At 35.7% G+C, this 22292-nt stretch carries 18 protein-coding genes; 4 read left to right on the forward strand and 14 right to left on the reverse strand.

Annotation, left to right across the window (positions count from 1 at the left end):
* Positions 1-92: 92 nt before the first annotated feature.
* Both BUA89_RS08400 and BUA89_RS08405 read right to left on the reverse strand, forming a co-directional pair.
* Positions 93-3083 carry a reprolysin-like metallopeptidase gene (locus tag BUA89_RS08400; protein WP_072955644.1) on the reverse strand — a complete coding sequence of 997 codons (2991 nt, stop codon included), beginning with the start codon at positions 3081-3083 and terminating at the stop codon, positions 93-95.
* A gap of 170 nt (positions 3084-3253) precedes the next feature.
* Positions 3254-5263: a M43 family zinc metalloprotease gene (locus BUA89_RS08405; RefSeq protein ID WP_072955647.1), complete on the reverse strand. Its 2010-nt coding sequence runs from the start codon at positions 5261-5263 to the stop codon at positions 3254-3256.
* Positions 5264-5500: 237 nt separating this feature from the next.
* On the opposite strand from BUA89_RS08405, the gene BUA89_RS08410 reads away from it, so the two are divergent.
* A complete protein-coding gene (locus BUA89_RS08410) occupies positions 5501-5854 on the forward strand; it encodes a hypothetical protein (protein ID WP_143152292.1) in 354 nt (117 codons plus the stop codon).
* Here BUA89_RS08410 and BUA89_RS08415 read toward each other — a convergent pair.
* The 10 genes from BUA89_RS08415 to lpxB form a co-directional block, all read right to left on the reverse strand.
* Positions 5851-6510, reverse strand: coding sequence for a DUF6048 family protein (locus tag BUA89_RS08415; protein ID WP_072955653.1), 660 nt, complete (start codon positions 6508-6510; stop codon positions 5851-5853). The two genes, BUA89_RS08410 and BUA89_RS08415, sit on opposite strands and share 4 nt — an antisense overlap.
* Positions 6476-6958, reverse strand: a complete 483-nt coding sequence (locus tag BUA89_RS08420) for a DUF6452 family protein (protein WP_072955657.1) — start codon at positions 6956-6958, stop codon at positions 6476-6478. The genes BUA89_RS08415 and BUA89_RS08420 overlap by 35 nt, the downstream gene beginning before the upstream one ends.
* Positions 6959-7024: 66 nt before the next feature.
* Positions 7025-8440 (reverse strand): 23S rRNA (uracil(1939)-C(5))-methyltransferase RlmD, encoded by a 1416-nt coding sequence (rlmD, locus tag BUA89_RS08425; RefSeq protein WP_072955805.1) that lies wholly within the window; start codon positions 8438-8440, stop codon positions 7025-7027.
* Positions 8441-8550: 110 nt separating this feature from the next.
* Positions 8551-10116, reverse strand: coding sequence for a TlpA family protein disulfide reductase (locus BUA89_RS08430; RefSeq protein ID WP_072955659.1), 1566 nt, complete (start codon positions 10114-10116; stop codon positions 8551-8553).
* Positions 10117-10237: 121 nt separating this feature from the next.
* Positions 10238-11074, reverse strand: coding sequence for a hypothetical protein (locus tag BUA89_RS08435; RefSeq protein WP_143152293.1), 837 nt, complete (start codon positions 11072-11074; stop codon positions 10238-10240).
* A 107-nt stretch (positions 11075-11181) separates the two neighbouring features.
* A complete protein-coding gene (locus BUA89_RS08440) occupies positions 11182-11949 on the reverse strand; it encodes a succinate dehydrogenase/fumarate reductase iron-sulfur subunit (RefSeq protein ID WP_072955663.1) in 768 nt (255 codons plus the stop codon).
* A 24-nt stretch (positions 11950-11973) separates the two neighbouring features.
* Entirely contained in the window at positions 11974-13986 is a 2013-nt protein-coding gene (locus BUA89_RS08445) for a fumarate reductase/succinate dehydrogenase flavoprotein subunit (protein ID WP_072955666.1), read from the reverse strand.
* 15 nt (positions 13987-14001) lie between these two features.
* The gene (locus BUA89_RS08450; protein WP_072955668.1) at positions 14002-14664 is read right to left on the reverse strand and encodes a succinate dehydrogenase cytochrome b subunit; all 663 of its coding nucleotides are present in this window, start codon (positions 14662-14664) and stop codon (positions 14002-14004) included.
* Between the two features lie 144 nt (positions 14665-14808).
* A complete protein-coding gene (locus BUA89_RS08455) occupies positions 14809-16578 on the reverse strand; it encodes a ComEC/Rec2 family competence protein (protein ID WP_072955807.1) in 1770 nt (589 codons plus the stop codon).
* A gap of 146 nt (positions 16579-16724) precedes the next feature.
* On the reverse strand, positions 16725-17828 hold the full coding sequence (lpxB, locus tag BUA89_RS08460) for a lipid-A-disaccharide synthase (RefSeq protein ID WP_072955671.1): 1104 nt from the start codon (positions 17826-17828) through the stop codon (positions 16725-16727).
* A 159-nt stretch (positions 17829-17987) separates the two neighbouring features.
* Between lpxB and BUA89_RS08465 the strand changes: the two genes are divergently transcribed.
* The 3 genes from BUA89_RS08465 (at position 17988) to BUA89_RS08475 (ending at position 20497) form a co-directional block, all read left to right on the forward strand.
* Positions 17988-18497 (forward strand): DUF2480 family protein, encoded by a 510-nt coding sequence (locus BUA89_RS08465; protein WP_072955673.1) that lies wholly within the window; start codon positions 17988-17990, stop codon positions 18495-18497.
* Between the two features lie 3 nt (positions 18498-18500).
* Complete coding sequence (locus BUA89_RS08470) at positions 18501-19763, forward strand: protein O-mannosyl-transferase family (RefSeq protein ID WP_072955675.1); 1263 nt, start codon at positions 18501-18503, stop codon at positions 19761-19763.
* Positions 19764-19843: 80 nt separating this feature from the next.
* Positions 19844-20497, forward strand: a complete 654-nt coding sequence (locus BUA89_RS08475; protein ID WP_072955678.1) for a DUF937 domain-containing protein — start codon at positions 19844-19846, stop codon at positions 20495-20497.
* Positions 20498-20561: 64 nt separating this feature from the next.
* On the opposite strand, the gene BUA89_RS08480 is transcribed toward BUA89_RS08475, so the two are convergent.
* Both BUA89_RS08480 and BUA89_RS08485 read right to left on the reverse strand, forming a co-directional pair.
* Positions 20562-20681: a 30S ribosomal protein THX gene (locus BUA89_RS08480; RefSeq protein WP_072955681.1), complete on the reverse strand. Its 120-nt coding sequence runs from the start codon at positions 20679-20681 to the stop codon at positions 20562-20564.
* Positions 20682-20853: 172 nt separating this feature from the next.
* A complete protein-coding gene (locus BUA89_RS08485; protein ID WP_072955684.1) occupies positions 20854-22248 on the reverse strand; it encodes an MATE family efflux transporter in 1395 nt (464 codons plus the stop codon).
* Positions 22249-22292: the final 44 nt, after the last annotated feature.

Genomic DNA, 22292 nt, shown 5'->3' on the forward strand with positions numbered 1-22292 from the left:
ATCTATTGTCTCGAATTGTACTTTTAATTCATGGGCAAAAAAAAATCCCCAGGTAAACCTGAGGATCTTTTTATATAATAATGTTGTATATATTATTTCTTGATGAATTTAGAAGTGAATGCTTCTCTTCCTTTATCTTCAATTGTAATTACGTATCCACCTTTAATTAATTCAGAAACGTTAATTTTTCCGTCATTAATATTTCCTTGTCTTACTAACTGTCCAGCAGCGCTGTAAATCTTGTAAGCCGCTTTTTCAGAAACTTTAGTTACATTTAAAATATCTGATACTGGGTTTGGATAGATTTGGATACCATTATTCTTAGGACCTGTTACATCATTAGTCGCTAATTGAATTTCAGAAACTACAACGTTATAATCTTCGTATTCTCCATAAGTATTAACTGTTCCACAAGATGAATTATGAATATAACCAGATTGTTGATAATACAGCAATCCAATTCTCATTCTAAGCCCCAGCCCTGACACAGCAGTTGAAGGTACAGTGAAAGATGATGTTACAGGATTAGCTGTTACCGTGTTTGCACTTTGCATAATTCTTTCAGAATCTTCAAATGTTCCGTTTCTGTTAAAATCAATCCAAGCCGTGATCATTTCTGGAACCGCAGTACTAGACCATCCTTTTGTAACAGATAAAGTATATTGAGAACCTTTAACCAAATTTACCTGAAGCGCAGGGTTGGCTACATAGCTAGTATATGTACTTGGTCCCGAAGCATTAGTCATTGTACCTAAAGATACGCTTGCAATATGATCATCTGTAGCATTTGTTGTAGCAACCGCACAATAAGCACCCAATGCTAGCGTAGTGAAATTAACAGAAGATGAGAAAGTACCAGTCGTCCCAGAACAAACTGTTGCAACTTGAACCTCGTAAGCTGTTCCATCCGGAAGGTTAGACAGCGTAACATTTAAAGCACTTGTATTAATAGTCGTCCAAACTGTTTCTGATACCTTTTTGTATCTTACAACATATGTAGCGTTAGCAACAGGTGCCCAGCTAATATTTGCTGAACTTGTTGTTATACCATTAGCCGTTATTGAAGTCGGTGCATTACCGTTACATGGAGCAAAAACAGTAACATTTACAGCTTTAACAGCATAAAATACGTTACCTATTGCAGAAATTCTAACTTTAATAGTCTGGCCGTTTAACGAAGAAGGAATTGTAACACTTTCAGAACCATCATTAGGTGTTGATGCTGCTAAAATCGTCCAAGAAGTCCCGTTATCCGTTGTATAATCAATTTTAACATTAGCTACATTATAAGGAGCAGCGTTAGTACTAGCAACATCCCATGAGAATACTGTAGGAGCAGTACTATCTGCAAACTGAGTATTTATTTTAAAAGGACCATTGTTTCCAACAACAATCTGCTGCACTTTAGAACTTGTCTGTTGTTGAGTAATATCAGAATTATTATCTCTTACTGTAACAGCAAAGTTTGTAGTTCTCGCAACTTGAGAAACTGACTCCCAAGTATTATTACTGTTATCTAAAAATCCGTTTAACACAGATTCTAATTTAGGAAAATAACGAGTTGGGCTTGAAGTTGGACTTAAAGATCTAAACGTTGCCCCAGTTGCCGTTGTTCCTATATTAGTTTTATTAATAACAACATTGGTATTATCTACCTCTTCCCAAGTATAAGTCATCGGATCATTTTCTGGATCCGTTGCAGAAGCTGTTAACACAAACGCAGTTCCTTTAGGAATATTATATGTCGGTAAATCTGCAATCACTGGTGGATTGTTATTTACAGAAACCTCTGTATCACAAGTTTTACTGATTAAGTTAGTCTGTACCTGATCAATACTTCCTTTAAAGAAATAAGGATCTGAATGAGGCTGGACATCTGTCGTAGATCCTGTAATTCCGGCATAAGCCATGATCGTAGAACCTGACCCCGGTTCCATTTGAACAGGACTTCCCTGCATCGTGTGAGCAAAAGTATGATTCGCTCCCAATTGGTGACCTAATTCGTGAGCTACATAATCGATATCAAAATTATCTCCTGAAGGAGGATTGGCTGCAGATGGATTCACAGTTCCAGTAGCCGGAGAAGTGATTCCTGAGCCTTTACCATAACCTACTACTGGATCATAACCTGTTCCAACCGGACTCATACATACACAACCGATACATCCTGCATTTCCACCTCCTCCAGAAGCTCCGAATAAGTGACCAATATCATAATTAGCCTGACCAACATTTGCCGCTAATATATCTCTAAGAGACGTATTCCATGTACCTGGTGGCTGCGAAGGGTTTGTTACAGTATCATAAGGATCCGATGCCGCATCTGGATAAACAAGATCCGGATAGCTTAATACATTTAAATGTAGTGCAAAATCTTTCTCAAAAACTGCATTTACTCTTGTAATTGTTGCATTAATCTGAGCTAGAGCCCCTGGAACTCCTCCAAAAAATTGTGTATATTCTCCGGTAGTAGAAAGAACCAATCTTAAAGTTCTGTACTTTTTATCAGAATTCTTAGAAAAATCTGTAGGTTGATTAGTAAAAGAGCTACCAGCCTTCAACATTTGATTGATCTGCTGTTGTGCAGCGGGACCTTCTTCTGTAGAGCAGAAAAATCCATTTTCATTTTTTACAGTCTTCGGATGTACAGCATAGATTGTTTTATCTGCCTTTGATGGTTCTATGAATTCGTATTGACCATTATTCATAATCATAGACTGGAAATCATTAGGAGCCACCGAAAATCTAAGATATTTTGTAGGATCATCTATTCCTACTCCCGCATACGAACCAAGTTCATACTTGTCTGCAAGGTCTTTTGCCATTACAGGGAAGCTATACACTGCAAATCGTTCTATTTTCCCACTTAGAGTAGGTAATGAGATTTCAACAGGTTTAGCATTTTGCCCCATTTCTTGAGCGTTTTTAAGCTGGCTTCTAATCTGATTAATATCCAACTTGTAATAATTCCGCTCGAGAGAAAGTTCCATTTTAGAACTTCTCTTTGGTGCGGTTGGCGTCCACTGCGCAAATGCAGTTCCCCCCATAACCCCACACATCAAAAGAGTAATAAGTTTCTTCATGCTTTCAATTAATTTACGCGCCAAATATAGGAATTTTCATTGACGAAATATCACATTTTCATAGTATTTAATAAAAATAAAATTATTTTTTACTACATACCTATAAAAAACAAATAATCCTCAGTTAAACTGAGGATTATTTTATCATTTAAAATTCGATGAATTTAATATTATTTTTTGATGAATTTAATACTTTCAGAAATATTATTATCCTTAATAGTAATAATATAAGTACCTTTCACTAAATCAGCAACTCTTACTTGGTTGTTATCAATTGTTCCCGCTTTTACAATTTGTCCAACAGCATTGTGAATTTCAAATTTAGCTTTGTTTGAAACTTTAGTAATATTCAAAACATCATTAGCCGGATTAGGATAAAGACTAAATGTTTGTTTATTTTTTACTTCAGTTGTTGCCAATACAATTGCAGGAATAACTTTGAAAGTTCTTGTCTGGGTTGTCGTAAATTCGTTTCCAGATACAACAACATTACCTGTTGAGTTTTTAATAGTATATCCACCTCCATATTCGTAAATGCCATCATCTTCACTGTCATTAATTGTAAATGTATAACAGTCATCAATCGGAAGTGTCCAGTTTTGTGTAATTAAAGGAGGAAAATTAGGTAAAGTATCTGTGTAAGGACCTCCACTATATAATGTTGTTCCCACACTATTTTTTAGAGTCCAAGTAGTTTCTGAGCCCCAATAATCTCTTTGTAATTCAAATGTAAAGTTAGTATTTGATGAAGGAATGGTATTTCCAATAATAACAGTAGCTGAATTATTTCCTGCTCTTTGATCAGCACCACCATTTACAGATGTAATCTGGGCAGTAATGCTCCCTTGAGAAGCACCTGTAGGAATATTAATCATAGCATATTTATTTTGAGCTAAATTCCCTGTCCAATTTATTGTCTGGGCCGCACCTCCATTAGTAGAATATGAAATAACTGCTGATGTTAGTGCACTCGTCCCTCTATTGTATAACATATATTGTACAGTAATATTTGATACATTCCCACAAGATGATTGACTGCAACTTCTTTCTGGCTTTAATTCTGCATCATTAGAAAATAAAGGTATTGGCTGATCAGCAATTGAAGTCTTCAATTCCATTCTTCTTGGAGAATTATTCATTACAGCTGTAATTCTTTCTTTCTGATTAATAGTGAAAATGTTCATACATGCATCATTCGTATAATCCATATAATTTTGAACCATTTCATAAATTGCCGGATCATCGCAACTTTCAATCGTTGTAGGACATCCGCCATTAGCATCATGTGCAGTCGGAGTATCAGCGCAATAATCTGTACCACAAGTGTCATCACCCCAAATATGTCTTAATCCTAAGAAGTGACCAACTTCGTGAGTCATTGTTCTTCCTTTATCATAAGGTGCACCTAAAAAGAATCCCGTACCATAATCGCTACTTCCAAAAGTCGAAAAATTAGCTACAACCCCATCAGTGTTAGCATATCCTCCATTGACATCTAAACCTGGTAAAGCAGAGTTTGATGGAAACTGGGCATATCCTAACAATGAACTATCGGAAAAATTTACACTCCACATATTCATATATTTGGTAGGATCCCAAATTGTTAGAGGTTTTACATAATCATCAATCGCTGTCGTAGCCCACGATAATTGACAAAGATTTACACGATCTATACCATCAGTTGGATTTCCGTTAGGATCCACTTTTGCTAATGCAAACTGAATCATTGTATCCGCACCTACAGGGTTATTATTAAATCCTGGTGTTGAAGCCATTCTTCTGAAATCATTGTTCATGACAGTAATCTGTGACTGTACCTGAGCATCCGTAATGTTAGGTGCACTTCCCAAAGCCTGACCACTATGGATAACATGCACAACTACAGGAATAGTAATAACACCACCATTCTGTGATTTATTTATCCTTGCGCTTTCTATTAAAGGTGTAATCCATGCTTCAAACTGAGCATCTGTCATTCTCTTCGGGTCTTGTTTCTGCAACATTGCTTCATATTCTGTAGAAGCACATCTGATAATCCCGTTCATCTTTCTTAAATCCTCTATCGTATATTTTTTACCGAAGACAATTTTTTCCTCAGCACCTTTCTTCTGTGAGAAAACAGAACAGAAAAGCATCACAAAAAATAATAAAGGTAATTTAAAAGTAATTTTACAATTCATAAAAGAGTATATTTTTAAATTATTTTTTGCAAATATATTAGTTTTTGGTGTATTTTTTAGCTTTTACTACAATAATTTATATAGATTTACATAAAAATAGATAAAATGAAACAATCACGTATCTTATTAATATTATTAATTCTAACTATTATTAGTTGCAATTCTCAAAAAACAACAAATAACCAAACAAATAATTCAACTATATCAATAAAAAAACAAAAAATCGATAAAATAGAATTGAGGGAACAGACCAGAGGTACCAACCGAATAATTACATTCAGCTCCGGCTCGATAATCACTTCTTTGAACGAAAATATTTCAAAATCAGAATTATCATCTTCAGATTGGGAAAATATGGTAAATCAGGCAAGCCTAATTGATCTTTTAAAGATGTCTTCTTATAACTCTCCTACAACAGGCAGATTTTCTGACAGAGCATTGTCTTCAACCATAATTATTACTTCCAACGGAAATACGTATGAATCTTCTGCTTTTGATGCAGGAATCCCCCCAAAAGAATTGGATGGATTATATCAATTATTACATGGTAAAGCCGGAATAATAAAAAAAGCTAAACCAAAATTCCGTTAAAACTTATACGCCAGATTCCATGCGAATCCCATATTAAACTTCGAAGAACTTCTTCCAAAGCCAGGAACAATCATCGGTTGTATATCGTCTTGCTTGGTAGTATACACCATATATCTTGGCTGTAGATTGACATCAATATAAAAATTAGACTCAAACAGCTGAACGCGTCCTCCCAATGTTCCTTCCAACCAGTAAGAGGACTGAGTGGAGGACGGAAAAGCGATAGAAGAACTGCTTCCTCCATAACCACGAACCGGCACCGCCATATATTCCTGCGTATAAAAAGATCCACCTATTTTTCCACCCGCAAAAAAACCGTTGAATTCATTTTCGGGATCTTTTATCAGCATATAGAATGCTCCCAATTTTAAAAATGGGCCATTTGCTTTGGCATCATAGCCGTTTTTCTGATAAATATTGGATTCAAAACCGGCTTCAATAACTACATGAACATTGTCTTTTACCTTGGATGAAATAAAGCCCTGAAACAGCTGTCTGTCTGAAAAGAATGAAGCTCCGGTATTCAAAACATCAAAACCCACCATAAAATTGGGTTTATAGTTCCATTTTTCTCTTTTATCTTCTTTTTTCTCCTGAGCCAAAGCCAGAATACTGATTATACTAAAAAAGAAGGTATAGATTAGTCTTGTCTTCATTCTCTATAAAGTTTTGTCCGGCTTCTATGCTTTTCACCGGGGTTGTTGTTGCAGGGTCCAATACCGAATTCAGGTTTTCGTAGTTGAGTTTTATTCCACATCCGGGTGACACGTAAGTTGATCTCGTCGTATAGTTTACCCTCACTTTAGATTCTGCACCTTTAAGGGTTAATCTGAAATAAATATCCGTGTAAGGAGAGCTGTCTACCCTTAGAGGAATAACCCTAGAAGTGATGGCTGTCTGTTTTCCCAATTCTACTTTTCCCGAACCGTAATCTACCGCAACATACAGAGAATCTATAGTTTTCTCTTTACCGGTTTCAGCATTTCTGAAAGACACTTTCATTCTTGGAGTTCCCTCACCGCTTTCACAGATATCATCATCGCCGCCGCATGAAAACAGCAAGCCTAAAAAACAAATGGTTATGAGAAACTTTAAATATTTCATCCGTATATTTTTATTGGTCAGTAAACTGACATTCATATTAAGATTTGATGGCCAAATTTAAATAAATTATTTCTTAATCAGCAACGCAATATTTTCTACGTGATGCGTTTGCGGGAACATATCTACCGGCAAAATTTTCGCCACATCGTAATGATCTTTCATTAAAGCTAAATCTCTCGCCTGAGTTGCAGAATTACAGCTTACATACACTACTTTTTCAGGAGATAACTTTAGAATCTGCTCGACCACTTTCTGATGCATCCCGTCTCTTGGAGGGTCGGTAATTAAAACGTCTGCTTTCGGGTGATTTTCAAGAAATTCATCATTAAAGACATTTTTCATGTCTCCACAATAAAACGTCGTGTTTGTTAAGCCATTTAGTTCCGCGTGCTCAATAGCCGCATCTATTGCTTCCTGTACCGATTCTATACCAATTACCTGTTTTGCATTTCTGGCAACGTACTGAGCTATTGTTCCTGTTCCCGTATATAAATCATAAACGACTTCATCACCTTTTAAATCAGCAAATTCAAGCGTTTTTCTGTATAATTCCAAAGCCTGTTTGTAATTGGTCTGAAAGAATGATTTTGGTCCTATTTTAAACTTTAAGCCGTCCATTTCTTCCATTAAATATCCATCGCCGAAATATACATTAATATCCAAATCGTAGATAGAATCATTTGGTTTAGGATTTATCGCATACACCAAGGTTTTAATCTGAGGGAATTTCTCCAATAAGAATTCAAAAAGTTTTTCTCTGTTTTCCTTTTCTTCTCTGTAAAGCTGGAAAAGTACCATCCACTCACCTTTTGAGTTTTGTCTCATCATCAAAGTTCTTAAGAACCCTTCATGATTTTTCACATCAAAAAAGTCCAGACCTTCGTTTACAGCATATTGTTTTACCGCTAATCTGATGGCATTTGAAGGATCTTCCTGCAGGAAACATTCTTTAAGATCCAAAATTTTGCTCCACATCCCCGGAATATGAAAGCCAAGTGCATCTTTGCTTCCGAAATTCTCTTCCGAACTGATCTCGTATTGAGTCAGCCATCTTGCATTCGAGAACGAAAATTCCATTTTATTTCTGTAAAAATACTGCTCCTGAGAACCTAAAATAGGAATCGTTTCAAAGTTTTCGATACCTCCGATTCTTTTGATATTATTATAAACTTCCTCCTGTTTAAAGGCCAATTGTTTCTCATAGCTCATATTCTGCCATTTGCAACCGCCACAAACGCCGAAGTGAATACATTTTGCCTCTACTCTGTAAGGAGATTTTTCAAGAATTTCAGCTGCTTCCCCTTCATAGTACTTAGATTTTGCCTTCTTCACTCTTACATTCACAACATCTCCGGGAATAGCACCTGTAACCATTACCGCTTTTCCTTCCTCTGTTTTTCCAATGGCAACACCTTTTGCACCAGCCGTTAACAGTTTTATATTTTCAAGAATCAAATTTTTCTTATTATTCTTCCTTCCCATTCTAAATTTTTCTATTTTTTCTAATAGAAACCTTTCGGTTTCAGTCTGCAAAAATACAATAAAAAAAAACCTTATCCGAAGACAAGGTTTTTATATGTATTGATTTTAAATTATTTTGCCTGAGCCGGTTGCTGAGATTGCGCCTGCTGTGCTGCCTGTTGAGCCGCCGCCTGCTGAGCAGCAACTACTGCCGGATCCATCCCTGCACCCTGCTGCAACTGTACATTTGGAGCTACTTTAGGAGCAGAAAGTCCAGTTTGCTTATCCAACACGGTTACCAATTCCTGATCTCCTAAGTTGAAGAACGGCTTGCTGGCAATTTTACCGTCTTTATCTACAACAATGAAACAAGGCAACTTAAATCCATAAACTCCATATTTTTTAGCAATATCAGAATTTAATCCTCCTTCACCGTAAACATTAGTTCCTGTAATTCCTTTTAATAAAGAACTGCTTGTCTTTACGAACTGATCTTTTGTATCATCTACGTTCACAAAAACGAAGTTCATTTTAGATTTGTAAAAATTCACAACTTCTTTCAATACCGGAATTGTAGATTCTCCGATATATGGGTTCCAAGAAGCGTAGAAAGTAAGAAGGTAAGGTTTTCCTTTATTTTCAGAAAGGTTATATACTTTTCCGTCAGCTTTTACCAAAGATCCTTCAGGAGCTTGCTCACCTACTTTGAATCCGTTGATTGCAAACTGAATTTTCTTTAGATCTTCTTTAATCGTAGCATCTTTGATATCCGTATCGATAATCTTTTTGATTTTTTCTATTGTCTTTTCAGGAGCTCCCGGATGAATATCCGACTGAGCCATTACAAATGCTAATAAATAATCTTTAGCCGTCTGTGAAAGATCTTTCTGATTTTTCTTTAAATATTCTGTAAATAATTCTGAAGTGGTAACGTCTGTTTTTCCTGCGCTGCTCGCCTGAGCATATTTCTGGAAATCCGGGCTCATCTTTGTTAAAAGATACTCTCTGTATAAAGGATGCTCTTTTACCAAAACATCTTTGTTTTCTTCAAGCTTATTAGCAAAATCCGTAAATGCTTTTGTTACTTTGAAAGACGGATTCCCCATTTGCTTGTGGCTCATCTCGTACTGATTAAGAATGGTAAGCAATGTTGTTGACAGATCATTCTTTTTCCAGGTTACAATTTCATTATCAGGATTGAATTTCTTAACGTTTTCTTCAATATTTTTATTGATGTCTGTCTGAACTTTTTCAATTCCTTTTAGGAACGTTTTTTCATCTTTCATTAATAGCTCATTCATATTAACGGTCTGAGCATAGTTTGCAAGATATTTCTGTGTTGCCAAGAAGAAATCATTATTATTTTTAGCATCACCTGTAATTACATATTCCGTTGGGAAAGTCATTGCATTACCTGAGATATCAAGCTTCTGGCCTCCTTTCAGATAAATAAGGTTTCTTTTTCCTCCGTAAGAAATCATATACATTCCGCTTTTCGGAGCATCAAAACTTCCTGTAAAGCTTCCGTCCTTATTTACCCCGATATTTACCAACGGCAAAGTGGCAACTCCTGAAGCCTCTATTAATTCGATTCTCTCCAATGGAGAACCCCCTGAGATTTTTCCTTTTACTTCAACTTTTTTAGAGCAAGACATCGCAAAAACCGCGATGATAAACAATAAAAGATATTTTTTCATTTTTGATTTTAATAATGTAGCAAAAATAGGTTTTTCCTATCAACTGAAAACAATTATTTAAAGTATTTTATGAAAGATTTAACTAATATTTCAGTTATTCAGGAAAACAATGCGATAACCCTTATTCAATGGACAGAAAAATTATTGGGCAATGGTAAGTATCTTGTTTCATCCAATGGTATTTCTCTTCTGACCTATAACATTTGTTTTCACCTATTTTATGAGTTCTTTTCATTTTAACTACAAAATTGCCTAATGAAACAAATCCTACATATACATTTTTAAAATTTTCGTCGATTTTTATATTTCTATGGCTGACATCTATTTCCAGATATTTACCATTATCCGTAAAATTAACCTCCATCCTCGGAAGAAGATATTGTGGATCTTTACAATCCGCCGATTCACAAGCATACATAAAAGCGATGATGCCTGTATCATTTTTATTAATCTTCTGCTTGGATAACGGATGCTTACCCCCAGTGAAATAATATCTGATTTTCTTTATTTTTTTATGTAAATAAGAAGAATCTACAGGAATTTCTACAATTTTTGAGACATCCGGTTGCATAAAATGTTTTATTGACCAACCCTTATCCTCTATGCCAATCCACATTCCCCTTTTTTTATTAGCAATAATAACGGGTTCAATAATTATTCCTGAAGAAAAATACAAAACAGAGTCTCTTACTTTTAATTCTTCTTTATAAATTTGATAATCAATCTTTCTGTCTAAATCAATAATTATAAATTTTTCTGCATTATTGATGCTTTCCAAAGGAATATCAGCAAAACCATTGTCTGATATAAACAACTGATTGGCTTTACCATACACTTCTATCTGATAATTTTTGATGAATTCTGAATCTTTCTTTAGCTGAAAATTTTGCGCGGTACAGACTAAAGAACAGATTAAAAAAATAAATAACAAAAGTTTTGGATAGTTAGTTTTGCTCATTTGTGAAATTCTCACATTCATGTGGTAAAGGTGTTTGAAGAAATTATTGTATAAAAAAATCGCCATCCTGTAAAGGTGACGATTTTTTATGTACGTATGATAAATTTTTATCCTCTGTCAGCAAAAGCCGCCATGTATTCTCTGTTCATTCTCGCGATGTTTTCAAGAGAAATTCCTTTCGGACATTCTACTTCACAAGCACCGGTATTTGAACAGTTTCCGAATCCTTCTTCATCCATAGCTTTCACCATGTTCAGAACTCTTCTCTTCGCTTCTACTCTACCTTGTGGTAAAAGAGCGTACTGAGAAACTTTAGCGCCAACGAATAGCATTGCAGAACCGTTTTTACAAGTCGCCACACAAGCTCCACATCCGATACAAGCTGCAGCATCCATTGCTTTGTCTGCATCTTCTTTAGGAACCGGAATTGCATTAGCATCCAAAGTATTACCTGAAGTGTTCACCGAAATGAAACCACCTGCAGCCATTACTCTGTCGAATGCGCTTCTGTCTACCATCAAATCTTTGATTACTGGGAACGCTGCACTTCTCCAAGGTTCGATAACGATGGTTTCACCGTCTTTGAACATTCTCATGTGAAGCTGACACGTTGTAATTCCTGTATCCGGACCGTGCGCTCTACCGTTGATGTAAAGAGAACACATACCACAGATTCCTTCACGACAGTCGTGGTCGAAAGCGATGGGCTCTTTTCCTTCGTTAATAAGATTTTCGTTCAGAATATCCAACATCTCCAGAAATGAAGAGTCTGTAGAAACATCTGATATTTTATAGGTCTCAAACTGACCTTTAGTTTTGCTATTTTTTTGTCTCCAAATTTTCAGGGTAAGATGAAGGCCTTTTTTTGCACTCATAATTATTTATTTATAGGTTGGAGATTATTTGTAACTTCTTGCTTTAACTTCAATATTTTCGTAGATCAAGTCTTCTTTATGCAGAACTTCTGTTGTAATATCATCGGTCTGATATTCCCAAGCTCCAACATACTTAAAGTTCACATCATCTCTTTCTGCTTCACCTTCAGGGGTTGCATGATCTTCTCTGAAGTGTCCTCCACAAGATTCGTTTCTGTGTAAAGCATCAATCGCCATCAGTTGTCCAAGCTCAATGAAATCTGCCACTCTGAATGCTTTTTCAAGCTCAGTGTTCATTCCGTCAGCATCACCCGGAACTTTTACATCTGCCCAGAATTCTTTTTTCACCTGAGCAATTTCAGCAATCGCTTCTTTTAAACCTTCAGGAGTTCTTCCCATTCCTACCTTATTCCACATAATGTGTCCTAATTTTTTATGGAAATAATCTACTGAATGCGTTCCTTTATTATTTAAGAAGAATTGTATTTTATCTTTAATGTCTTTCTCAGCCTGATCAAATTCACCAGAATTTGTAGGAATTGCTCCCGTTCTGATATCTGCTGATAGGTAATCTGCAATTGTATAAGGAAGTACGAAATATCCGTCTGCCAAACCTTGCATCAAAGCAGAAGCTCCTAAACGGTTAGCTCCGTGATCTGAGAAGTTAGCTTCACCAATTACGAAACATCCAGGAATTGTAGATTGTAGGTTGTAATCTACCCAAACACCACCCATTGTGTAGTGTACTGCAGGATAGATCTTCATTGGAGTTTTGTAAGGATCATCAGCCGTAATTTTTTCGTACATTACAAATAAGTTACCGTACTTTTCCTCAACCCAAGCTTTTCCTAAATCATAAATCTGCTGTTCTGTAGGATTGTGAATATGTTTTTCGATAGCGGCTTCTTTACCTTTTTTCATGATCTCTGTTGAGAAATCCAGGTAAACACCTTCTTTAGTATCATTATTTTCGATTCCGTAACCGGCATCACATCTTTCTTTACCCGCTCTAGACGCAACGTCTCTAGGCACTAAGTTTCCGAATGCAGGATATCTTCTCTCCAAATAATAATCTCTGTCTTCTTCTTTAATATTTTCAGGTCTCAATCTACCTTCTCTGATTGCTACTGAATCTTCAATTTTCTTAGGAACCCAGATTCTTCCTGAGTTTCTTAATGATTCAGACATCAAAGTCAGTTTAGACTGCTGAGTTCCGTGAACCGGAATACAAGTCGGGTGAATCTGTACGTAGCAAGGGTTTGCGAAATACGCTCCTTTTTTATGGATTTTCCAAGCTGCAGAAACGTTTGAACCCATTGCGTTGGTAGAAAGGAAATATACGTTTCCATAACCTCCTGAAGCAATAACTACAGCGTGAGCAGAATGTCTTTCGATTTCACCTGTAACTAAGTTTCTTGCGATGATCCCTCTTGCTTTTCCGTCTACAATGACCAATTCCATCATTTCGTGACGGTTGTACATTTTAATTCTACCTTTACCGATCTGACGGCTCATTGCAGAATAGGCACCTAATAACAACTGCTGACCTGTCTGTCCTTTTGCATAAAAAGTTCTTTTTACCTGAACCCCACCAAATGAACGGTTATCCAGCTGACCTCCGTACTCACGTCCAAAAGGAACTCCCTGAGCAACACATTGGTCGATAATATTTGCAGAAACTTCTGCTAAACGGTAAACGTTTGCCTCCCTAGCTCTGTAGTCACCACCTTTGATGGTATCGTAGAACAATCTGTACGTAGAGTCACCGTCTCCCTGATAATTTTTAGCTGCGTTAATCCCCCCTTGAGCAGCAATTGAGTGTGCTCTTCTCGGAGAATCCTGATAGCAGAATGCTTTTACATTATATCCCTGCTCAGCCAAAGTAGCCGCAGCAGAACCACCTGCTAAACCTGTACCTACAACAATAATATCAATCTTATCTCTGTTGTTGGGTGCAACAAGGTTCATATGGTCTTTATGATTTTTCCATTTATCCTTTAGAGGACCTGCTGGAATTTTTGAATCTAATTTACTCATATTGGTATATTGATATTATTGAGTTACGTAATGAAAAATTGCAATGATGATAAATCCTAGCGGAACCAGAACAGAAAACCAAAATCCTACCGCTTTAATGACCGGAGTATATTTTGGGTGTCTCGCTCCTACTGACTGGAATGATGACTGGAAACCGTGAGCCAAGTGTAAACCTAATAACACAAATGCTATTACATAAATTGCCACTCTCCAAATGTCATGAAATTTATGATGAAGTTCTCCATAATATCTTGTTTCATCAATCGCATTATGCGCTATAAATTTATAGTCTAATTCAGGAAACCAGAAATCGTAAAAGTGAAGTGCAAAGAATGCAAGGATTACAGCTCCGGAAATAATCATATTTCTTGATACCCAAGTAGAATTTGCTGCCCCATTATTGTTTGCATACTTTATAGGACGTGCTTTGTTATTCTTAATTTCAAGAATAAAACCCATCACAAAGTGGAAAATAACGCCTATTGCCAGAACAGGCTGCAGAACATACTGCACTAGAGGATTATACCCCATAAAATGAGCAACAACGTTGTAAACGTCTTCACTGAAAACCGAGGTCATATTCGATGACACGTGGATCACCAAGAAACTCAGCAAGAACATCGCTGAAAGTGCCATAGCATATTTTCTACCTATCGTAGAACTTGTTAAACCTGCCATATAAGTTTAAATTTGATTTTCCACAAAATTAAGAAATGTTAACTATATCAAAAAGTGAGAAATCTCACAATTAGACAGTTTGTAATCTTTCTAAATAAGGTTTAAAATGTTATAAATAAAGGAAAAAGAATGAAAATCTCACAATTAGTTTATCTCATAAATTTTACCTTTATAAACAACTTTTTGCGTAGTCTTAGGAAAAACTTTCAATTTATAGCGATGTAGCCGTTTTGCCGAGCAGTAAGGATTGATAATAAACCGTATAATCTTCTGTTTATCTGAATTTTCATTAACCCAGAAACATACCTGATTCTTTTTTTTAACAGATAAGACCTTATTTTTAGAAAAATCGTGAAGAAGAATTTCGGATCGTGAGTTTTCATAAATATTAAAACCTGTCCTTATTATTAAAAATACAAAAACAATCATTATTAATCTTGAAAAATTCCTGATGTTTAGCTTTAAAATTGCAAATCTCATCAGATAAATTATCAAAAAGAGTACAAAAACCTCCAGCAGGTTCATAGAAATATTTTCGAAAAACAAGATGTCAAAATCTGCAAACCAATGAATTACTTTTAATAGTACCTCAATGATAAAATCATAAAGTTTGTTTAAGATGTTTAAATCAAGATTGAAACCGATTAAAGCCGTCATAACAAACGAAAAGACAATAATAATTTCCGAGAACGGAACAATGAAAAAATTAGCAATAATTGAAATAAAGGAAAACTGATGGAAATAGTACAAAACTAACGGAAGCGTGGCCAACTGCGCAGCAACCGAAATTGAAATCGTATTAAAAATGAGTTTCTTAAACCAATTATCCTGTATGGGAAATCTGCTTACAATCGGCTGATTGAGCCAGAAAATACCGAGAACCGCCAGAAAGCTCAACTGAAAACCTACATCAAAAATCTGCTGGGTATCAAAAATCAGGATGATGAAAGCCGACAATGCCAGAGAATGCAGCAAATCTGGTTTTCTTTGCAGCAGTACATAAATAAAATATACACTCAGCATAATGCTCGAGCGGACAACCGAACTCCCGAATCCTATAAAAGCTGTGAAAAGCCAGATCAACACCAAACTTGAAATTATTGCGTATTTCCTAAGCTTCAAAGGTAAAATCTTAATCAGCAAAAAATAGAATAAGCCAAAAATCACGACAATATGTGTCCCTGAAATTGCAAGAAAATGCACCAGACCCGAGCGGTTAAAATCCTGAACCGTCTGTACATCTATCTCCGTACGGTCTGCGAGGATAATTCCTTTTAGAAATTCTTTAGATTTTGATGACATATCTGTTTTATCAATATTCCGGAGGACCTGTAATCTTGTCTGGGACAATTTTTCACTTCTGCTTAAGTCATTTCTTTCAGCTGTAATTATTTTCCCGTTTATGTAACATTGATAACCGATATTCTTCCGTTTCAAATATTTAGCATAATCAAACTGGAAATCATACTGCGGAGTTTTTGGTTTTGAAATATAAGCTTCGGCTTTGTAATAATGCTTAAAGTCGAGTTCATTTTCACTTTTCGGAATGTATAATATGGTATTGATGTTTTCTTTACCGATTTGTGCAAAAGCTTCATACTTTCTTTTTTTGTCATTAGAATTCAGTTTTTTGGAAATCTTAAAAACAATGGCTTCATTTTTAGAAAAAGAAATATCCTGAGCAGAAAAAGAATTGAAAAAATGCAGAACCACACCGATCCCAAAGAACATCAGACCCAATAAATAAGGCTTTGTGATGTGCAGAAAATAATATCTGAAAAATGTTGAAACTAAAATAAGTATACAAATGCCAATAATCGGATAAATAAAATTATCAGCCCAAGAGAAGTAATCCTGAAAGAAAATCCCAAGGATAAAAGAAATGACCAATATGAGAAGTGGCTGTTTATTCAATTTCAAAATTTGTGTTACTCAAAAATATCAATTTATATAAATATTTACAAATCAATATTTTAAAATTTCAAAAACAGCTTTAAAACTTCGTAAAAAAGAAAAATCGCAGAAAAAACTTCTACGATTTCTAAATTTTAATTAATATTTTAAACTTTCAGAATAACTTCGGCAGCATGATCACTCGCTCCGCTTCCTCCTAATTTCTCTCTGAGCAATTCATAGTCATTTAAAACCTTAGATCTTTTCTGCCCTTCTATTATCTTTTTAAGCTCTTCAACCAAATTATTTGTATTCAGATCATTTTGGATTAGTTCTTTCACTACTTCCCGATCCATAATTAAATTCACCAAAGAAATATACTTAATATTTTTAACCAATCTTTTCGCAATGGCGTAGGAAATTTTACTTCCTCGATAACAGACAACCTCCGGAACATTCAGTAAAGCCGTTTCCAGTGTTGCCGTTCCTGAAGTAACCAAAGCCGCTTTTGAACACCTCAACAGATCGTAGGTTTTATTCGAAACAAAATGCACATTATCATCCACATACGTTTCGTAAAATTCTTTTGGCAAACTCGGTGCTCCGGCAATAACAAATTGATATTCTTTAAAATAAGGTCTTACGGAAAGCATCATTTCCAGCATTTTCTCCACTTCCTGTTTTCTGGAACCCGGCAATAATGCGATGATCTCTTTCTCGTTTAGACCATTGTCTTTTTTAAACTTTTCAATACTGATATCTTCCAGAGTCGAAATAGCATCTAACAACGGGTGCCCTACAAAATGTGAATGGACACTGTGTTTTTTATAAAAATCTTCTTCGAAAGGAAGAATCACCATCATTTCATCTACATATTTTTTGATGATCTCTACTCTCCCCTCTTTCCAGGCCCAAAGTTGTGGAGAAATATAATAAACTACTTTTATCCCAAGCTCTTTTGCGAATTTTGCTATTCTTAAATTGAACCCCGGATAATCCACCAAAATCAAAACATCTGGTTTGTTATTTTTAATATCTTCTTTACAGAATTTAATATTATTCAGAATAGTCCGCAGATTCATAGCCACTTCCAAAAAGCCCATGAACGCCAAGTCACGGTAATGCTTCACCAATGTTCCGCCCTCTTTTGCCATGAGATCACCACCCCAAAACCTGAAATCTGCGTGGGGATCTTTTTGTTTTAAAGCTTTCATTAAATTACTTCCATGCAAATCTCCGGAAGCTTCTCCTGCGATAATATAATATTTCATTTCTTCTGAAATCTTTTATTTTTTATACCGCCAAATACCCTCACTTAAAACTTTTATTTTACTTAAATAAGTTATGGGAGGTTTCTATGACAGGAATAGAGAACAAATAAGACGAAATACGATCTTAATTTGTAAATTTGTTCAAAGATAATGATAAAAATGTCAGAAGAATTTGAAATCCGAAATAAAGTTGCAGAAAGCGGTTTAATCAATTTTGATCTTACGGACCTTGTTCCGAAAGGTGCCAGAAAAGGAATTGACCTTAAAGATTTTCTTTTTATGGAAATGATTTTAAAAGAGAAAGATTTCCGTGAAAAAGTATCGGCTATTGATATTGAAGAATACCGTGATGCTTATGTCTATATCTACAACTCTGCCGATGCCATTGTTCCGCTGTGGGCTTATTTTTTAATTACGGCAAAACTTACCGGTATTACCAAAAAAATTGTTTTCGGAAACCGTGAAGATCTGGAAGTAATATTAATGCACAACGCAGTCGACACTTATGATTTTGATCCGATGATCGGAAAAAGAGTGCTTGTAAAAGGCTGCTCGGATAAAGAAATTCCGGAAAACGCTTACATCGAATTGGTGGAAAAACTACAGCCGATTGTAAAGTCGCTGATGTTCGGCGAGGCATGCTCTAATGTTCCTATTCTGAAAAATTAATCCATGAGTAAATATTTTACTGCGGGTTTATTGTTTTTCTTATTCTTAGTAATCTATTACATCGGGAGTTTCTCTAAAATTCCCTTTGCAGATTGTGTCGGATTTGTTCTTACAACCGAGCTTGATCAATTTGAGACCGTAGCAACCTCCACTACACATATTCTGTACAGTAATACAGCGATTCTAATCAATAAACTTACAGGACTAGGTTCTATTAATTCGAATAAATTTCTAGTTGTATTCTCTGCAGCTTTTACAGTGTCGTTTATCTATTTAATTGTAAGAAATGTAACAAAAGTAAATTGGGCAGCCGTTGTAGCAGCCATTGTTTTTGGTTTCAGTTTTACTTTTTGGAAGAATGCTGAGATTGTGGAAGTTTACACTTATAATGCATTTTGGATTACTTTATTCTATTTATGCATCATCAATAGTTTTGTATTTGAAAAACAGAAAGCTTCTATCATTTTATCAGGAGTTTTTCTGGGAATAAGCATCTGGCTTCATATTCAGAATTTTCTATTCATTCCGGCCTATCTTTTATTTTTATATTATTTCAGAACTGAAAAAGCAAATGTTGCATATTCTTTTATATCATTTGCAGTTATTTTTTCTCTCCTATTTATTCTTAATTATTCTCAGGGATATCCACTTTCATCGCCCTTCAGCAGTAACCAGGGAAATTGGGTAGAAGATTCTTTCAAAAAATCGATTAGCCAATATACATTAGACCTGATAAAATCTGTAGTATACCTGATTTATAATTTTAATGTTTTCGTCATTGTCGGAATAATTGGTATGGTCATGCTTTACCAGGAGAACAAAAAAATGTTTTATACATTCTTCGTTGCTGCCGTTTGTATGTATGGTTTTGCTACATTTTATGCCGTGTCGGATAATTATATTTTCTTCCTTCCTTTCAATATTATCTTTGCATTGGCGATAGGCTATGGACTGACATCCGGCAAATATAATTTTTTCAAAAAATTTTCATGGATCTGTCCACTTATTCCTGCTTTTTATTATACATGCTTTAGCATCGTTTCATTAACCTCCAAAGGAAAAAATTTCGGTGATTTTAAAAGCTACAAAGGAGGTCTCAGCTACTATATGCTTCCGTGGATGTATGATAATAAAGGTATTCTGGAATTTGTAATCGATAAAAAGACAGCACCTGAACCCATAAACTGGATGACCAGCAGTGCTGAAGTCTTTATTCAAAAATTAAAAGAAAAGGGTTACACGGAAGAAGAAATAAAAAAACTTTAACAATAATTATTAATAGCGGAATATTTTTTCGCTATTTTTTTTGATAACTTTGGTAACTTAACAATAAATAAACACAAACTATGAGTTTAATCGACCTACTTACAGGAAACACAGGCAACCAGGTTGCGGATCAGGCTGAGAGCAAATTCGGCATCAGCAGAAACCAGGTAATTGCTTTATTGGCAGTAGCTGCACCACTTATTATTTCTTACCTTAGAAAAAAATCTCAGGATTCCAACGAAGCAGAAGCGCTGAATAATGCTTTAGATAAGGACCACGACGGAAGTATCCTGGACGATGTTTCTCAGGCAGATGCAAGACAGGCTGAAGGAGGCTCTATTCTTAATCATATTTTTGGTGGAGAAAAACAAAACGTAGAAAATCAGCTCTCTCAGAATACAGGGATTTCTATTGACAAGATCGGACCGATTTTATCCATGCTTGCTCCGGTTATCATGGGATATATTGGTAGAGAAAAACAACAGAACAATGTGGGAGCGGGCGGTCTAGGAGATCTTTTAGGAGGAATTTTAGGCAATGCTTCCAATCAGGCTCAGCAACAGCAATCCAGCCCTTTGAATGATATTTTAGGAAGTGTCTTGGGTGGTGGACAATCTTCAGGAAGCCCGTTGAACGACATTTTAGGAAGCGTTCTTGGAGGAGGAAGCCAACAAAAACAGCAAGGCGGAGGCGGCTTAGGAGATATCCTGGGAAGCTTTTTAGGAGGGAAATAATTTAAATTTAATTTATCATAACAAAAAGACCGGAGATCAATTTCTCCGGTCTTTTTATTTTCTGTTATTTTTTAGATTTGTCTTCAGAAGCTACTGCAGATTTCGAATCTCTTCTCGGTCTTCTTTTTCCATAACTTCCGTTGTTAATTTTTCCTCTTTTTGATTTTTTGTCTCCTTTTCCCATAGTAATAAATTTGGTTGATTGATTACGAATTTAGAAAATACCCTTTTAAAATCAAAGGTTTAAGCTGTTAAAATTATTATAATATTTTGCTGTAAACTGATTGATGGAGGCTGGAAGTTTTTTTAATCAAAGAAAATTCACATTTTAATAATATATCTCCAATTTTCTTTTTCTATACTTTTACAGTCTTCCATTTTCCGTTTTTAAACAAAATAAAGGCAACAATTGTAATTAAAGTTTCTGCGGCAGGAATAGAAATAAATACACCTTTTGGTCCCATCCCGAAATGCTTTGAAAGAAAATACGCGAGCGGAATCTGAAACAGCCAAAATCCGCAAAGATTTACCCAGGTTGGTGTCCAGGTATCCCCCGCCCCATTGAATGCGTTGATCATCACCATTCCTATTCCGTAGAAAATAAATCCTATACTCATAATGTGTAAAGCGTTTTTAGCAAAATCTTTAATTTCCGTTTCCTGAGTAAAAAATCCTACCAGAAAATCTCCCAACAGAAAAAATATTAAACTTACGGCTACCATAAAAATGACATTATATTTCACCGTTTTCATAACAGATTGTTCTGCTCTCAACATTTCATTAGCTCCCATGTTTTGTCCGACTAAAGTGGATGCTGCATTACTCAATCCCCAAGCCGGAAGCATGAAAAACATCATTAACCGTAACGCCGTCTGATAGCCTGCTGATGCATTCTCACCTCCCGTTGTTGCAACCAGTTGAGCCAGGAAAATCCAGCTGCATGAAGCAATAACGAACTGAAATATTCCGGGAGTGGCAATTTTCACCACAGATTGTATCACACTAAAATTAGGTTTAAAATAATGCAGTAGAATCCTGATCTGTGTATCCGCAACCAATAAATGATACAATTGATATATTACCCCAATACTTCTCCCAATAGTTGTGGCTAAGGCCGCTCCCGTTAACCCAAGTGCAGGAATAGGTCCGAAACCTTTAATGAGAACCGGACACAAAATAATATTGGCAATATTGGCAATCCAGAGAGATTTCATGGCAATGGCAGCATTTCCGGCCCCTCGAAAAATCCCGTTGATCAAAAATAAAAGCATGATAATAACACTGCTACCCATCATTATTCTTGTGAATTCTTTTCCGTAAGCTGCTGCATCAGGCTTTGAACCCATCAGAATTAAAATTTCTTCCGCGTAGATCACTCCAAATAAACTTAAAATAAAAGTCACTATAAACGAAACCAATATCACCTGTGCTGCACTTCTGGAAGCCTGTTCAGGATTTTTCTCTCCGATTCTTCTTGCCACCATCGCCGTTGCCGCCATACTCATCCCGATGGCTATTGAGTACATGACAGAAAGTACAGATTCTGTCAAACCAACGGTTTGGATCGCATAGCCACTTTCTTTTAAATGACCTACAAAATACAGATCCACCAATGCAAATACAGATTCCATGGCCATTTCCAGCATCATCGGAATGGCCAGCAAAAGAACCGCACTTCTTATCGTCGCTTTGGTGTAGTCGACTTCTTCGCCGCTTAATGCTTTCTTCAGAAAGCTGATATACTTAGACATCGTTTTCAGTTTGTTTTCAACAAAAGTATCGATTCGGGAAGAAT

The organism is Chryseobacterium arachidis, assembly GCF_900129245.1.
GTDB classification, from domain to species: Bacteria; Bacteroidota; Bacteroidia; order Flavobacteriales; family Weeksellaceae; genus Chryseobacterium; species Chryseobacterium arachidis.

Excerpts from the sequence above, each read along its gene's own strand:
- BUA89_RS08420 (WP_072955657.1), bottom strand. The coding sequence starts at position 6,958 with ATGAAATATTTAAAGTTTCTCATAACCATTTGTTTTTTAGGCTTGCTG.
- BUA89_RS08470 (WP_072955675.1), top strand. The coding sequence starts at position 18,501 with ATGAGTAAATATTTTACTGCGGGTTTATTGTTTTTCTTATTCTTAGTA.
- BUA89_RS08480 (WP_072955681.1), bottom strand. The coding sequence starts at position 20,681 with ATGGGAAAAGGAGACAAAAAATCAAAAAGAGGAAAAATTAACAACGGA.
- BUA89_RS08400 (WP_072955644.1), bottom strand. The coding sequence starts at position 3,083 with ATGAAGAAACTTATTACTCTTTTGATGTGTGGGGTTATGGGGGGAACT.
- rlmD (WP_072955805.1), bottom strand. The coding sequence starts at position 8,440 with ATGGGAAGGAAGAATAATAAGAAAAATTTGATTCTTGAAAATATAAAA.
- BUA89_RS08430 (WP_072955659.1), bottom strand. The coding sequence starts at position 10,116 with ATGAAAAAATATCTTTTATTGTTTATCATCGCGGTTTTTGCGATGTCT.
- BUA89_RS08435 (WP_143152293.1), bottom strand. The coding sequence starts at position 11,074 with ATGAGCAAAACTAACTATCCAAAACTTTTGTTATTTATTTTTTTAATC.
- BUA89_RS08450 (WP_072955668.1), bottom strand. The coding sequence starts at position 14,664 with ATGGCAGGTTTAACAAGTTCTACGATAGGTAGAAAATATGCTATGGCA.
- BUA89_RS08445 (WP_072955666.1), bottom strand. The coding sequence starts at position 13,986 with ATGAGTAAATTAGATTCAAAAATTCCAGCAGGTCCTCTAAAGGATAAA.
- BUA89_RS08440 (WP_072955663.1), bottom strand. The coding sequence starts at position 11,949 with ATGAGTGCAAAAAAAGGCCTTCATCTTACCCTGAAAATTTGGAGACAA.
- BUA89_RS08485 (WP_072955684.1), bottom strand. The coding sequence starts at position 22,248 with ATGTCTAAGTATATCAGCTTTCTGAAGAAAGCATTAAGCGGCGAAGAA.
- lpxB (WP_072955671.1), bottom strand. The coding sequence starts at position 17,828 with ATGAAATATTATATTATCGCAGGAGAAGCTTCCGGAGATTTGCATGGA.
- BUA89_RS08465 (WP_072955673.1), top strand. The coding sequence starts at position 17,988 with ATGTCAGAAGAATTTGAAATCCGAAATAAAGTTGCAGAAAGCGGTTTA.
- BUA89_RS08475 (WP_072955678.1), top strand. The coding sequence starts at position 19,844 with ATGAGTTTAATCGACCTACTTACAGGAAACACAGGCAACCAGGTTGCG.
- BUA89_RS08415 (WP_072955653.1), bottom strand. The coding sequence starts at position 6,510 with ATGAAGACAAGACTAATCTATACCTTCTTTTTTAGTATAATCAGTATT.
- BUA89_RS08405 (WP_072955647.1), bottom strand. The coding sequence starts at position 5,263 with ATGAATTGTAAAATTACTTTTAAATTACCTTTATTATTTTTTGTGATG.